The sequence below is a fragment of the Frigoribacterium sp. PhB107 genome (assembly GCF_003751515.1).
Taxonomy (GTDB): Bacteria; Actinomycetota; Actinomycetes; order Actinomycetales; family Microbacteriaceae; genus Frigoribacterium.
The window spans coordinates 1189206-1202904 of record NZ_RJKU01000001.1 but is presented as its reverse complement, the minus strand read 5'-3'; the positions used below and the strand labels follow the sequence as shown (position 1 = coordinate 1202904).

Here is a 13699-nt window from a genome sequence, read left to right as displayed (position 1 = left end):
GATTCTCGGCCAGGGGCCGGACGCGTGTCAAGGCGACACGACGGAGCGCCCGATCCGTGCGCACGCCGCGAGGGCGTGGCCGGATCGGGCGCTCGGGTCGTGCAGGAGCTGGGTCGCTCAGGCGAGGCCGTAGAGGCGGTCGCCCGCGTCGCCCAGCCCGGGCACGATGTAGCCGTTCTCGTCGAGCTTCTCGTCGACGGCGCCGAGGACGACGTGCACGTCGCGTCCCTCCATCGCGGCCTCGACGGCCGCGAGGCCCTCGGGGGCGGCGAGGATGCAGACGGCGGTGACGTCGACCGCGCCGCGGTCGAGCAGGTAGTCGATGGCGGCGATGAGCGAGCCGCCCGTCGCGAGCATCGGGTCGAGCACGAAGCACTGGCGGTTCGAGAGGTCGTCGGGCAGGCGCTCGGCGTAGGTCGTCGGCTGCAGCGTCTCCTCGTCGCGGACCATGCCGAGGAACCCGACCTCGGCGGTCGGGACGAGCTTCGTCATGCCCTCGAGCATGCCGAGGCCGGCGCGCAGGATCGGCACGACCAGCGGGCGCGGCTGGCTGATCTCGAGGCCGGTGGCCGGGCCGACCGGCGTCTCGATCTCGACGGGGGAGGTCCGCACGTCGCGCGTCGCCTCGTAGGCGAGCAGCGTGACGAGCTCCTCCGTCAGGGCCCGGAAGGTCGGCGACGGCGTGTTCTTGTCGCGGAGCACGGTCAGCTTGTGGGTGATGAGGGGGTGGTCCGCTACGTGCACTCGCATAGGCTCCACGGTAGCGGAGTCGACCGGCCCGCGAGTCCCGTCCCTGGAGCGTCGCCGTGCCCCTCGTCCCGTCGCAGCTCGAGGCGTGGATGGGCGACGCGCTCGCCCAGGCCGAGGGCTGCCGGGCGTCCGACGACGTGCCCGTGGGCGCGGTCGTGCTGGACGCCTCCGGCGAGGTGATCGGCACGGGCCGCAACGAGCGGGAGCTGCTGCAGGACCCGACGGCGCACGCCGAGGTCCTCGCCCTGCGGGCCGCGGCCCGGCACACGGGCGACTGGCACCTGACCGGCACGACGCTCGTCGTCACGCTCGAGCCGTGCCCTATGTGCGCCGGTGCGATCCTCGCGGCGCGTGTGCCGCGGGTGGTCTACGGCGCGTGGGACGAGAAGGCAGGAGGCGCGGGCAGCGTCTACGACATCCTCCGCGACCGCAGGCTGCCGCACCGCGCCGAGGTGTTCGCCGGCGTGCGCGAGGCCGAGTGCCGGGCCCAGCTCGACGCGTTCTTCGCCGAGCGCCGCTAGTCCGCGGTGCCGACCCGCCCACGCCCACGCCCCCGCCGGTGCAGGTGCAGTCGCGGGTGCGGCCGCTAGTCGGCGGCCTTGATCACGATCGCGTCGGTGGGCGGGTCGACCCGGTCCGGCTCGTGCCAGACGTCGGGCTCGACGTAGATGACCCGCGCGATCGGCACGGCCTCGCGCACGCGTGCCTCGATCGCGTCGATGGTCGACGACACGTCGCGCAGCGCCGTGCGGCCGTCCATGGCGACCTTGACGGCGACGAGCAGCTCGTCGGGGCCGAGGTAGAGGGTCTTCATGTGCACGATCTGCTCGACCTCGGGGCCGGCGGTGATCGCGGTGCGGATGGCCTCGACGTCGCCGGCGGAGGCGCCCTCGCCCACCAGCAGGCTCTTCGTCTCGATGCCCAGCACGACCGCGACGGCGACGAGCAGCAGGCCGATCGCGAGCGTCCCGATCGCGTCGAAGACGCCGTTCCCGGTGATCCAGGTGAGGACGACGCCGATCATGGCGAAGCTGAGGCCGAGCAGCGCGGCGGCGTCCTCGAGCAGCACCACCGGCAGCTCGGGCGCCTTGGCCCGGCGGATGAAGGCGGGCCAGCTCTGTGCGCCCTTGGCGGGGCGCGCCTCCTTGATCGCGGTGCGCAGCGAGAAGCTCTCGAGGCCCAGCGAGATCGCGAGCACGAGGACGGGCAGCCAGGGCACGTCGAGGGGGTGCGGCTCGCGGAGCTTCTCGACGCCCTCGTAGAGCGAGAAGACGCCGCCGACGCTGAACAGGATGATCGAGACGACGAAGGCGTAGACGTAGCGCTCGCGGCCGTAGCCGAAGGGGTGCTCGGCATCGGCGGCCTTGCGGGCCTGCTTGCCGCCGAGCAGCAGCAGCAGCTGGTTCCCCGAGTCGGCCAGGGAGTGCACGCCCTCGGCGAGCATGGACGACGACCCCGAGAAGAACCAGGCGACGAACTTCGTCACCGCGATCCCGAGGTTGGCGCCGAGCGCCGCGAAGATCGCCTTGTTGCCGCCGGACGTGCTCATGTGGAGGTCCCCTCGTGTCTGCGTCGATCTTAGGATGGCCCGATGGTCACGACTCTCCCCGCCACCGCAGTTCTCGGAGCCGGCTCGATGGGCGGTGCCGTGCTCGCGGGCCTGCTCGGCCCGGACGTCGTCGTCGAGGGAGGCATCCGCGTCACGAACCGCACCGAGGCCAAGGCGGGTCCGCTCCGGCAGCAGGGCGTCACCTCCCTGGCCACCGAGACCGACCCCGGCGCCAACACGGCTGCGGTCGAGGGCGCCCGCCTGGTGCTGATCGGCGTGAAGCCGCACATGGTCGTCGACCTGCTGACCGAGATCGCCCCGGCCCTCGAGCCCGACGCCGTCGTCGTGAGCCTCGCGGCGGGCGTCACCACGGCCACGATGGAGGCGGCGCTGCCCGCGTCCGTCGCCGTCGTCCGCTCCATGCCCAACACCCCGTCGCACGTCGGCCTCGGCGTCACGGGCCTGAGCGCCGGCTCGCGCTCGTCCGACGACGACCTCGCGCTCGCGAGGCGGCTCTTCGAGGTGGTCGGCGACGTCGTCGTCGTGCCCGAGTCGCAGATCGACGCCCTGAGCACGATCTCGGGCTCCGGTCCCGCCTACGTCTACCTGCTGGTCGAGGCCCTGCAGGAGGCGGCGGTCGGCCTGGGCTTCACGCCCGCCCAGGCCGCGACGATGGTCCAGGGCACCTTCCGGGGAGCGAGCGAGCTGCTCGCCGCGAGCGACCTGACACCCGCCGAGGAGGCACCCGCAGAGCTCCGCAGGCGAGTCACCAGCCCCGGCGGCACCACCGAGCGCGCCGTCGCCGTGCTCGAGCAGGGCGGACTCGCCGACCTCTTCGGCCGAGCCGCGCAGGCCGCGCTCGCCCGCAACCGCGAGATCGCCGAGGGCCGCTGAGGCCGCCCGACCGCGTCGCCCCCCCTGAGGGCGTCAGCCCTCGAGCGCCGCGAACTTCTCGATGGTGCGGCTGTCGCCCGACACGATGATGAGGTCGTGGTTGCTGATGACCGTCTCGGGCGTCGCCTCCTTGAAGGCGCCTCCCGGGCTCTTCACCCCGACGACCGTGACGCCGTACTTCGTGCGGATGTTCGAGGCGGCCAGGGAGGCGCCCCGCACCGGCTTCGGCGGGTACATCTTGACGATCGCGAAGGCGTCGTCGAACTCGATGTAGTCGAGCATGCGTCCCGAGACGAGGTGCGCGACGCGCTCGCCGGCCTCGCGCTCCGGGTAGATGACGTGGTTCGCGCCGATCCGGGCGAGGATCTTGCCGTGCGACTGGCTGATCGCCTTCGCCCAGATCTGAGGCACCTTGAGGTCGACGAGGTTGGCCGTGATGAGCACGCTGGCCTCGATGGACGAGCCCACCGCGACGACCGCGATGGAGAAGTCCTGCGCGCCGATCTGCTTGAGCGCGTCGATGCTGCGGGCGTCGGCCTGGACGGCGTGCGTGACCCGGTCGGCCCACTTCTGCACGAGCCCGGCGTCGGTGTCGACGGCGAGAACGTCGCGGTCCTGCCGCTCGAGCTGGCCTGCGGTCGCGGCGCCGAAGCGGCCGAGGCCGATGACGAGCACCGGCGCGTCGTGCTTGATCCTGTCAACCAACGATCGGTCGCTCCTCGGCTCTCGTGAACAGCTGGCGTCGCTGGCTGGCGGCCAGGGCGACGGAGAGCGTCACTGTACCAACGCGCCCCATCCACATGGTGACCGCGAGGATGTACTTCGCGGAGTCGGGCAGCCGGTCCGTGAGCCCCGTGCTGAGGCCGGAGGTCGCGAAGGCGGAGATGCACTCGAAGAGCACGTGGTCGAGCGGCTCCTTCGTGATGTGCATGATGAGGATGCTCGAGACGGCCACGATCGTCGCGCCCCAGAGCACGACGCTGACCGCGAGGCGCAGCACGTCGCTGGGGATGCGACGGCCGAACGCCTCCATCGAGCGCTGGCCGCGGGCCTCGGCGAAGGCGGCGAGGAACAGCACGGCCAGGGTCGTGACCTTGATGCCGCCGGCCGTCGACGCCGAGCCTCCGCCGATGAACATGAGCATGTCCGTCACGAGCAGCGACGAGCCGTTGAGGTCCGAGATCTGGATCGTCGAGAAGCCGCCCGACCTCGTCATCATGCTGAGGAACAGGGACTGGAACACGGTCGGACCGGCCTCGATGCCGCCGAACGTCTTCGGGTTGTCGAACTCGAGCACGATGTAGAGCACCATGCCGAAGACGATCAGGACGGCCGTCGTCAGCAGGGTCAGCTTGACGTGCACCGACCAGCGGCGGGGGTTCCGCGGGTTGCGGGCCAGGGCGTAGATCACGGGGAACCCGATGCTGCCGAGGAACACCCCGACCATGATCAGGCTGAGGAACCAGTAGTCGTTCTCGAAGGCGGCCAGGCCCTCGGCGTTGGGCGTGAAGCCGGTGTTCGTGAAGGCCATCGCCGAGTAGTAGAAGCTGTCGAGCACGGCGTCGCCGAGGGCGATCCCGTCGATGACCATCCGGGGGATCATCAGCAGCGCGATCACGAGCTGGATCACGAACGAGCTGAGGGCGACGGTCGTCAGCAGGCCGCCGATCTCGCCGAGGCGGACCGCCTGGCCCTCCGGCACCGGGCCCGCGTGGGCGCGGAGCGGGTTGCTGTCCCCGGCGGCCATCAGCCGCGCCCGGAGGCCGAGCTTCCGCGAGACGACGAGGCCCATGATCGAGGCGAGGGTCAGCACCCCGATGGCGCCGATCTGCACGCCGACGAAGATCACGACGTGGCCGAAGAGCGACCAGTGGGTCGCCATGTCGACGGTGGCCAGGCCCGTCACGCAGATCACGGACACCGCGGTGAAGAGCGAGTCGGCCAGCGGGGTCACCGTGCGGTCCGCGGACGAGACGGGCAGCGAGAAGACGACCGTGAAGACGAGGATCAGCCCGGTGAAGATGAGGATCGCGAAGCGCGCGGGCGACTTGCGGCCGATGTCGTCGACCCAGTCGGACAGGCGGTGGAACACGCCCCGGGGGCCGGGGGAGGGTCCGCGCCGCGGCGCGACGGAGGCGCGCGTCACAGCCGTCATGGTACATCCGGCCCGTCGTCGTTACTGTGGCTGCATGCCCGACATCTTCGCCGTGATCGCCGACGGCACGCGCCGGGACATCCTCACGGTCCTGCTCGACGCCCACGTCTCCGCCGACTCGCGCACCGGCGACGTCAGCGTCGGCGAGATGGTGACGGCGCTCGGGCTGAGCCAGCCGACCGTCTCCAAGCACCTCCGGGTCCTCCGCGACGCGGGGCTCGTGCACGTGCGCGAGGACGGGCAGCACCGCTACTACGGCATCGAGACCGGGCCGCTCGAGGCGGTCGACGACTGGCTCGTGCCGTTCCTCGGGGCGGACCTCGCCGGTGGCCTCGACGCCGCGTCGGGGGCCTTCGCCGCCTGGGCCGGCGCGAGCGTGCCGGCACCGATCCGGCGGGCCGCCGAGTCGCTGCCGGACGCGACCGACGTCGCGAGCGGGCTGGGACGGGCCGTGGCCGATGCGCAGCACCGCGCCTCCTCGGCGCTGCACGACGCCCAGAGCGCCCTGGACGAGCGCGTGATCGACCCGGTCCGCAAGCGCCTCGGGCGCTGAGCCCCGCGCCCCGACCCGTCCCGGCGGGAGGCCTGCCGCCGCGTCGTCCCCCGGCGGTGCCCGCGACCGTTGCACCCGCGGCACACGCGCCCCTAGAGTGACCACGAGTCACAGGAACACCTCCTGTCGCTCCTGCACCGGCGTCGTCGTCGGGCTCTGCCGACCACCAGCCCCAGGAGGCGACGTGACCCACGATCTCTCGGACGTGAGGTTCCTCACCGTCGCCGAGGTGGCCGGCATGATGCGCGTCTCGAAGATGACCGTCTACCGGATGGTGCACTCGGGCGAGCTCCCCGCGATCCGCTTCGGCCGGTCGTTCCGCGTGCCCGAGTCGGCCGTCGCGGCGGTCCTGCAGAACGGCGTCGCCGACGTCGGCTGACGCGCTTTCGACAATCACGGGTCGCCCTAGTACACTGACCCGAGGCATTTTTCCGCGGTTCTGTTTCGGACCCGGTCGTCCGATCCATGAATCAGTGAGGTCCTCTATGGGTTCTGTCATCAAGAAGCGTCGCAAGCGCATGGCGAAGAAGAAGCACCGCAAGCTGCTTCGCAAGACTCGTCACCAGCGTCGCAACAAGAAGTAGACGATGCGCGAAGTGTGCCCTCGACCGTTCGGTCGGGGGCCACTTCTCGTTGAGGGCAGGTCGTCGAGGCCAGCCGCTAGGGTCGAGGGCGTGCCCGTTCCCCGCATCTCCCTGCTGACGAAGCCCGGCTGCCACCTCTGCGACGAGGCGCGCGCCGCCCTCGACGCCGTGCTGGCCGAGCCCGAGTTCGCGGCGGCCGAGCTCGGCTACGCCGAGACCGACATCCTCGGCGACGAGGCCCTGCGCGCCGAGTACGCAGAAGAGATCCCGGTCGTCCTGCTCGACGACCGCGTGCACACCATCTGGCGCGTCGAGCCCGAGCGCCTCCGAACCGCCCTCCGGAAGGCCCTCGCATGACCGTCAAGCACGTCGTCATCTGGAACCTCGTCGCCACCGACGACGCGTCGCGCGAGCACGCCGCCGCGCGCATCGACGAGCTGCTCACCGGCCTGGTCGGCACGGTCGAGTCGATCCGCTCGCTCGAGGTCGTCCGCAACGTCGCCTACCCCGACACGAACGGCGACGTCGCGGTCGTCGCCGAGTTCGACGACGCAGCGGGTCTGGACGCGTACGTCGTCCACCCGGCACACCAGGAGGCGGCGGCCGAGATCCGCACGCTCGTCACCGGACGCGGCGCCATCGACTACGAGGCCTGACCAGGCAGGACGAAGGAGGCGCGGTGCAGGTCATCCCTGCACCGCGCCTCCTTCGACGTCGGGCCCTCGGGCCCTCGTTCCCTACGGCGTGAGGCGGGTCGGTCCGCGGAACAGGAACGTCACCTCGCGGAGGTTCGGCTGGTGCAGCATGAGCATCAGCACGCGGGCCAGGCCCATGCCGAAGCCGCCGTGCGAGGGGGCCCCGTAGCGGAAGAAGTCGAGGTAGCCGCCGAGCTCCTCGGGCTTCATGCCCTTCTCGCGGATCTGGGCCTCGAGCACGTCGACGCGGTGCTCGCGCTGGGCGCCCGTGGTGATCTCGGTGCCGTTGTAGATGAGGTCGTAGCTCTTCGTGAGCTGGGGGTCGTCCTCGTGGCGCATGTGGTAGAACGGCCGGATCGACGCGTCGTAGTCCGTGAGGAACACGAAGTCGTGGTCGAACGTCTCCTTGACGTAGGCCGCGATCTGGCGCTCGCCCTCGGGGTCCATGTCGGCGTCCGCGCGGGGCACGACGTAGCCGCGGTCGGCGACGATCTGCTTCGCCTCGGCGAGGGGGATGCGGGGGAACGGGGTCGTCGGCACCGCCAGGTCGACGTCGAACAGCTCCTTGATCGCCGCACCGTGCTTCTCGACGACGGCGGTGAACGCGGCGACGAGCAGCTCCTCCTGCATCTGCATGACGTCTTCGTGGCTGTCCACGTAGCTGATCTCGGCGTCGACGCTCGTGTACTCCGTCGCGTGGCGCGAGGTGAACGAGGGGTCGGCACGGAAGACCGGGGCGATCTCGAAGATCTTGCCGAAGCCGGCCGACTGGGCCATCTGCTTGAAGAACTGCGGGCTCTGCGCGAGGAACGCGCTGCCCTCGAAGTACTCGACCTTGAACAGCTCGGCGTTCGACTCGCTCGCCGACGCCATGATCTTGGGGGTGTGCACCTCGACGTAGCCGCGCTCGACCCAGTAGGTGCGCATCGCGTGCTCGAAGGTGGTCTGGACACGGAAGATCAGGGCGTTGCGAGGGACGCGCAGGTCGAGGAACCGCCAGTCCATCCGCTTGTCGATCCCGCTGTCGGCGGCGATCGGCGTCTCGGGGTCGGCGAGGCTGTCGACGACGAGGCCGTCGATCTTCACCTCGATGCCGCCGAGCTTGACGCGCTCGTCGTGCTTGAGCTGGCCCGTGACCGTCACGAAGCTGCCCTGCGAGAGGCCCGAGATCGCGTCGGCGATCTCGTCGGTCTCGCCTGCCTCGGCGAGCACGTCGGCGGCCGTGCGGGGACGGACGAGCTGGACGGCGCCGGACTCGTCGCGGAGGACGACGAACTGCACCTTCTTCTGGTCACGGACCGTGTCGACCCAACCGGACACCGTCACGGGGCCGTCGGGGAGGGGCGAGAGGTCGCTGATGAGGGTGCGTTCGATCACGGGGCCAGAGTTTACCGCGACGTCGAGCTTTCGGCCTCCCGTGAGGGAGGTGGGAGTGCAGGCCCGATCTAGACTGGTGGCCATGCCCGCCCAGCAGATCCACCTCGTGCGCCACGGCGAGGTGCACAATCCCGACCACGTGCTCTACGGCCGACTCCAGGGCTTCGGGCTCAGCGAGCTCGGCCACCGGATGGCCGCCTCCTCGGCCGCGATGCTGCAGGCGCAGGGCGCCCCCGTCGCCGCCGTCGTCGCGAGCCCGCTGCAGCGCACCCGCGAGAGCGCCGCGCCCTGGGCTGCCGCGTTCGACCTCGACGTGCAGGTCGACGAGCGCCTGATCGAGCCGACGAACAAGTACGAGGGCCGCCGTTCCGACTTCACCGTCGCGAAGCAGCTCGCCGTGCCAGCCGAGTGGCCGTGGATCGTCAACCCGCTCAAGCCCAGCTGGGGCGAGGCCTACGTCAGCATCGCGGCGCGCATGCTCGCGGCCGTCGACGAGGCCTGGTCGAGCGTCGACTCGGGCGACGTCGTGCTGGTCAGCCACCAGCTGCCGATCTGGATGGTGCACCGCAGCGTGACGGGCGCCCGCCTCTTCCACGACCCTCGTCGTCGTCGCTGCTCCCTCTCGAGCATCACGACGCTCGAGCGGCACGGCGGGCGGTTCGTCGAGGTCGGCTACCAGGACCCCGCGGCGGACCTGCTCGAGCGTGCCGTCGACCTCGGGGCCGTCTGATGCGCCGCCCCTCCTTCGCCGTGGGCGTCGTCGCGGCGGCCTCGGCCCTCGCCCTCGTGCTCACCGGCTGCACCTCGCAGTCGGACCCCCTGGCCGAGCAGTACCGTGCGGGCGGCACCGAGAACTACATCAGCGGCGCCGGCACGGTCACCGAGGTGCCCGAGGCCGACCGTGACGACCCGGTCGAGTTCACCGGCACGACCGACGAGGGCGACGACTTCTCGCGGGCCGACCACGACGGCGAGGTCGTCGTCCTCAATTTCTGGTACGCCAGCTGCCCGCCCTGCCGCAAGGAGGCGCCCGACCTGCAGCAGCTCAGCACCGACTTCGCCGACGACGGGGTCCAGTTCGTCGGCGTCAACGTGCGCGACCAGGCCGACACCGCCCGCGCCTTCGCCGAGAAGTTCGACATCACCTACCCGTCGATCGTCGACACGAACGACGGCGCGGTCCAGCTCGCCCTCGCCGGGACCATCGCGCCCAACGCGGTGCCGACGACGATCGTCCTCGACAAGCAGGGCCGCATCGCGGCGCGCGTGCTCGGCGGCCTCGACGGCCCCAGCACGCTGAAGACCCTGATCAGCGACGCCGTCGCCGAGCAGGCCTAGAGGTGTACCAGGGCAACCCCTTCTTCGAGGCGGTCGCGGGCGGCCAGCTCGCGGTCGCCCTGCCGGTGGCGTTGCTCGCGGGCCTGATCTCGTTCCTCTCGCCCTGCGTCCTGCCGCTCGTGCCGGGCTACCTCGGCTACGTCGGGGGCCTCGCCGGAGGCGGTCGTCGCGCCGCCGGGACGCCCACGACCACCGCCTCCTCGACCGCCTCCCGCGACCGTCGACGGATGGTGATCGGCGTCCTCCTCTTCATCGGCGGCTTCTCGCTCGTCTTCGTCGGCGGCAGCCTCGCGTTCTCGGCCGCGGGCTTCTGGCTGATCCAGTGGCGCGACCTGATCGTCCGCCTGATGGGCCTCGTCGTGATCGCGCTCGGCCTCGTCTTCGTCGGCCAGTTCACGTTCCTGCAGCGCACGATCAAGCCCGGGTTCGCCCCGGCGACCGGCTTGGCCGGCGCCCCCTTGCTCGGCATCGTGTTCGGCATCGGGTGGACGCCGTGCATCGGCCCCACCCTCACCGCGATCTACGCCCTGTCGTTCACGAGCGGCTCGGCCACGTCGAGCGTGCTGCTCGGGCTCGCCTACTGCGTCGGCCTGGGCGTTCCCTTCCTGCTCGTCGCCCTCGGCTTCGGCTGGGCGACGCGCTCCGTCTCGTTCGTCAAGCGCCACATGCGCGCCGTCAACATCGTCGGAGGCTCGATCCTGATCGCCATCGGTCTGCTCATGGTCACCGGGCTCTGGTCCTCCCTCATGTCGCACCTCGGGGCGGTGATCGCGAGCTATGGCACGATCGTCTGACCCCGAGCGCCGCACGTCGGTCGACCAGGGGGACGGGCCCGACCAGGCCGACGTGACCGACGTCTCGTCCGACCCGCTCCGCCCGAGCGACCACTACGACTCCGCTCCCGCCCGCACGCCGGGCGACCAGGGCGCGGGCTCCGCCGACATCGTCCAGCCGCGCCTGGGGCTCGTCGGCTACCTGCGCTTCTTCTGGCGGCAGCTGACGAGCATGAAGACGGCGCTGTTCCTCCTCATGCTGCTCGCCGTCGCGGCGATCCCCGGCTCGCTCGTGCCGCAGCGCACCTCCGACCCCAACGGCGTCGTCCAGTACCGCGCTGAGCACCCCGACCTGTTCCCGGTGCTCGACAAGCTCGGCGTCTTCGACACCTACTCGTCGCCGTGGTTCTCCGCCGTCTACCTGCTGCTCTTCATCTCGCTGATCGGCTGCATCGTGCCGCGCACGAAGCACCACTTCGAGGCCCTGCGCTCGAAGCCGCCGAAGACGCCCGCGAGGCTCTCGCGGCTGGCTGGCTACCGCTCCGTGACGCTGCAGACCGCAGGAGGCGCGGCGGACGCGGCGCTCGCCCCCGCCTCCGTCGTCGAGCAGGCCCGCGCGCAGCTGAGGCGCGCGGGGTACCGCGCGCAGGTCTTCGGCGACTCGGTCAGCGCCGAGCGCGGCTACCTGCGCGAGACCGGCAACCTCGTCTTCCACACGGCGCTCGTCGGCGTGCTGCTCACGGTCGGGATCGGCGGCGGCTTCGGCTACACCGGTCAGCGCGTGGTCGTCGAGGGCCAGACCTTCACGAACGCCCTCGTCTCGTACGACTCGTTCAACCCCGGCCGCTGGTTCAGCGACTCCCAGCTCTCGCCGTACAACATCACGCTCGACAAGTTCACGACGACCTACGAGGAGTCGAACGCGGACGCTCTCGGACAGCCGCTCGACTACACGGCCGACGTGACCACGACGACCCAGTCGGGCGAGACGAGCGAGCACGAGATCAAGGTCAACAGCCCGCTCTCGATCGGCGGCTCGAACGTCTACCTGCTCGGCAACGGCTACGCGGTCGACGTCACGGTGAAGGCGCCGGACGGCTCGGTCGCCTTCCGCGACACCATCCCGTTCCTCCCGCAGGACGCGAACCTCACCTCGCAGGGCGTCGTCAAGGTGCCGGACGGATTGTCGGACCAGATCGGCATGATCGGCTTCTTCTACCCTTCGGCCGTCGAGACCGGCGACGGGTCGGGCATCCTCGCCTCGAGCTACCCCGACCTGCTGAACCCGGTGCTGAGCCTCAACGTCTACCAGGGCGACCTCGGCCTCGACGCGGGCGTGCCGCAGTCGGTCTACTCCCTCGACACCGACGGCATGACCGAGATCGCGGGCGCCGCCGCCGACCAGTCGGCGCTGCAGCTCTCGCCCGGCACCACGGCCGACCTGCCCGACGGCCTCGGAACGGTGACCCTCTCCGACGTCAAGCGCTTCGCCTCGCTCGACGTGCACCACGACCCGTCGCAGCTCTGGGTGCTGCTCTTCGCCGGGCTCGTCTTCGCCGGCCTGCTCACGGCGCTGTTCGTGCCGCGCCGCCGTGTCTGGGTCAAGGCCACCACGACCGACGGGGGAGTCCTGCTCGAGTACGCCGGCCTCGCCCGCGGCGAGGACCCGACGCTCGCCCGCGCCGTCCGGGACATCGCTCGGACGCACCTCGCCGGTCTCGGCGTGCCCGCCGACGCGGCGCGTGCCGCGACGAGCGACGACGACCGCAGCGACGACCAGAGCGACGACCCGAGCGCGGCCGCTGCGTCTCCGTCCGGCTCGACCTCGAACGACCCTGCCCGCTCGACCGAGGCGCCCAGCCGCGCCGGACGTAGGATGCGACCGTGACCGAAGACCTCGCCAACTTCTCGCTCGTCGCCGTGTACTCGGCGATGGCGATCTACACGATCTCGTTCGTGGCCTTCGCCCTCGACCTCGCCAAGCGCTCGGGCGAAGACCAGCAGGCGCCCGCCTCGAGCGCCGCCGCGACCGCGGGGCCCGGCGCGGGCTCGGCCCGCGGGGCAGGTCGCGGCTCGGCCCGCGCCGCCGTGTCGGGCGGCAGCACGATCGTGCTCGACCGCGAGGCCGCGACCGCCGTGTCGACGGGCGACGGCCGGGGCGACGGCCCTGGCGGCCCCGACGGCACCTCCGGTCCCGGCTCGACCCGACGCCGTCGCGGCTCCAGCTTCGAGCGCGTCGCCACGGCGATGATGGTGCTCGGGCTGCTCGTGCACGTCTCGAGCGTCGTGACCCGAGGCCTCGCCGCGGACCGCGTGCCGTGGGCCAACATGTTCGAGTTCTCGCTCACGGGCACGGCGATCATCGTCGCGGTCTACCTGGTCGCCGGTCGCTTCGTCGACCTGTCGTTCCTCGGTGCCTACGTGATGGGCCTGAACCTGGTGCTGCTCGCGATCGGCAGCGTCAACTACTACGTCGAGGTCGTCCCGCTCCAGCCGGCGCTCCAGTCGGCCTGGCTCGTGATCCACGTGCTCGTGGCGATCCTCGGCACCGGCTTCTTCGCGATCGCGGCCGGCCTCTCGATCGCCCAGCTGATCCAGACGAAGCGCGAGCAGGCGCGGCTCTCCGGCCTCCGCTTCATGGACACCCTGCCCGCCGCGGACCGCCTCGAGGACCTCGCCTACCGCGTCGCCCTCGTCGGCTTCGTGCTGTGGACCTTCACGCTCATCGCAGGCGCCGTCTGGGCCGAGCGCGCCTGGGGCCGCTACTGGGGCTGGGACACCAAGGAGGTCTGGACGTTCATCATCTGGGTCCTCTACGCCGGCTACATCCACGCCCGTGCGACCCGCGGCTGGCGCGGCGCCCGGTCGTCGTGGCTGTCGATCATCGGCTTCGCCGCGGTGCTGTTCAACTTCGGCGTCGTCAACGTCTTCTTCAAGGGCCTGCACGCCTACTCGGGCCTCTGACCTGCCTCCTCATTCAGGAAGATCTGTCCTGATCCCCGCACCGGGGTGACCATTCGTCCTGATCCGT

17 protein-coding genes are annotated in these 13699 nt (G+C 71.1%); 12 read left to right on the top strand and 5 right to left on the bottom strand.

The window, feature by feature from the left end; translation table 11 throughout:
• Positions 1-117: 117 nt before the first annotated feature.
• Complete coding sequence (gene upp, locus EDF18_RS05555; RefSeq protein WP_123546735.1) at positions 118-750, bottom strand: uracil phosphoribosyltransferase; 633 nt, start codon at positions 748-750, stop codon at positions 118-120.
• A gap of 56 nt (positions 751-806) precedes the next feature.
• Between upp and EDF18_RS05550 the strand changes: the two genes are divergently transcribed.
• On the top strand, positions 807-1271 hold the full coding sequence (locus EDF18_RS05550; RefSeq protein ID WP_255416175.1) for a nucleoside deaminase: 465 nt from the start codon (positions 807-809) through the stop codon (positions 1269-1271).
• A gap of 65 nt (positions 1272-1336) precedes the next feature.
• Here EDF18_RS05550 and EDF18_RS05545 read toward each other — a convergent pair whose 3' ends face one another.
• Positions 1337-2299 (bottom strand): cation diffusion facilitator family transporter, encoded by a 963-nt coding sequence (locus EDF18_RS05545; protein ID WP_123546734.1) that lies wholly within the window; start codon positions 2297-2299, stop codon positions 1337-1339.
• A gap of 42 nt (positions 2300-2341) precedes the next feature.
• On the opposite strand from EDF18_RS05545, the gene proC reads away from it, so the two are divergent.
• Entirely contained in the window at positions 2342-3193 is an 852-nt protein-coding gene (gene proC / locus EDF18_RS05540) for a pyrroline-5-carboxylate reductase (protein ID WP_123546733.1), read from the top strand.
• 33 nt (positions 3194-3226) lie between these two features.
• Here proC and EDF18_RS05535 read toward each other — a convergent pair whose 3' ends face one another.
• Together EDF18_RS05535 and EDF18_RS05530 are read right to left on the bottom strand one after the other, a co-directional pair.
• The gene (locus EDF18_RS05535; RefSeq protein WP_123546732.1) at positions 3227-3898 is read right to left on the bottom strand and encodes a TrkA family potassium uptake protein; all 672 of its coding nucleotides are present in this window, start codon (positions 3896-3898) and stop codon (positions 3227-3229) included.
• Entirely contained in the window at positions 3891-5348 is a 1458-nt protein-coding gene (locus EDF18_RS05530) for a TrkH family potassium uptake protein (RefSeq protein WP_123546731.1), read from the bottom strand. The genes EDF18_RS05535 and EDF18_RS05530 overlap by 8 nt, the downstream gene beginning before the upstream one ends.
• Positions 5349-5382: 34 nt before the next feature.
• On the opposite strand from EDF18_RS05530, the gene EDF18_RS05525 reads away from it, so the two are divergent.
• The 5 genes from EDF18_RS05525 (at position 5383) to EDF18_RS05505 (ending at position 7141) form a co-directional block, all read left to right on the top strand.
• On the top strand, positions 5383-5901 hold the full coding sequence (locus EDF18_RS05525) for a helix-turn-helix transcriptional regulator (RefSeq protein ID WP_123546730.1): 519 nt from the start codon (positions 5383-5385) through the stop codon (positions 5899-5901).
• A 184-nt stretch (positions 5902-6085) separates the two neighbouring features.
• A complete protein-coding gene (locus EDF18_RS05520) occupies positions 6086-6280 on the top strand; it encodes a helix-turn-helix domain-containing protein (protein WP_123546729.1) in 195 nt (64 codons plus the stop codon).
• A gap of 106 nt (positions 6281-6386) precedes the next feature.
• Entirely contained in the window at positions 6387-6485 is a 99-nt protein-coding gene (locus EDF18_RS05515; RefSeq protein WP_003792170.1) for a 30S ribosomal protein bS22, read from the top strand.
• Between the two features lie 90 nt (positions 6486-6575).
• On the top strand, positions 6576-6842 hold the full coding sequence (locus EDF18_RS05510) for a glutaredoxin family protein (RefSeq protein ID WP_233568987.1): 267 nt from the start codon (positions 6576-6578) through the stop codon (positions 6840-6842).
• Positions 6839-7141 carry a Dabb family protein gene (locus EDF18_RS05505; protein WP_123546727.1) on the top strand — a complete coding sequence of 101 codons (303 nt, stop codon included), beginning with the start codon at positions 6839-6841 and terminating at the stop codon, positions 7139-7141. Before EDF18_RS05510 ends, EDF18_RS05505 begins: the two co-directional genes overlap by 4 nt.
• 81 nt (positions 7142-7222) lie before the next feature.
• On the opposite strand, the gene aspS is transcribed toward EDF18_RS05505, so the two are convergent.
• Entirely contained in the window at positions 7223-8557 is a 1335-nt protein-coding gene (gene aspS, locus EDF18_RS05500; protein WP_123546726.1) for an aspartate--tRNA(Asn) ligase, read from the bottom strand.
• An 82-nt stretch (positions 8558-8639) separates the two neighbouring features.
• Between aspS and EDF18_RS05495 the strand changes: the two genes are divergently transcribed.
• Genes EDF18_RS05495 through ccsB form a run of 5 tightly spaced genes read left to right on the top strand, consistent with a single transcriptional unit; the run spans position 8640 to position 13632 of the window.
• Positions 8640-9287, top strand: coding sequence for a histidine phosphatase family protein (locus EDF18_RS05495; RefSeq protein ID WP_123546725.1), 648 nt, complete (start codon positions 8640-8642; stop codon positions 9285-9287).
• On the top strand, positions 9287-9895 hold the full coding sequence (locus EDF18_RS05490) for a TlpA disulfide reductase family protein (RefSeq protein WP_123546724.1): 609 nt from the start codon (positions 9287-9289) through the stop codon (positions 9893-9895). Before EDF18_RS05495 ends, EDF18_RS05490 begins: the two co-directional genes overlap by 1 nt.
• Before the next feature lie 2 nt (positions 9896-9897).
• Positions 9898-10689, top strand: a complete 792-nt coding sequence (locus EDF18_RS05485; RefSeq protein WP_123546723.1) for a cytochrome c biogenesis CcdA family protein — start codon at positions 9898-9900, stop codon at positions 10687-10689.
• Positions 10673-12556 carry a cytochrome c biogenesis protein ResB gene (locus EDF18_RS05480; RefSeq protein WP_123546722.1) on the top strand — a complete coding sequence of 628 codons (1884 nt, stop codon included), beginning with the start codon at positions 10673-10675 and terminating at the stop codon, positions 12554-12556. Before EDF18_RS05485 ends, EDF18_RS05480 begins: the two co-directional genes overlap by 17 nt.
• Positions 12553-13632 carry a c-type cytochrome biogenesis protein CcsB gene (gene ccsB, locus EDF18_RS05475; RefSeq protein WP_233568986.1) on the top strand — a complete coding sequence of 360 codons (1080 nt, stop codon included), beginning with the start codon at positions 12553-12555 and terminating at the stop codon, positions 13630-13632. Before EDF18_RS05480 ends, ccsB begins: the two co-directional genes overlap by 4 nt.
• Positions 13633-13699: the final 67 nt, after the last annotated feature.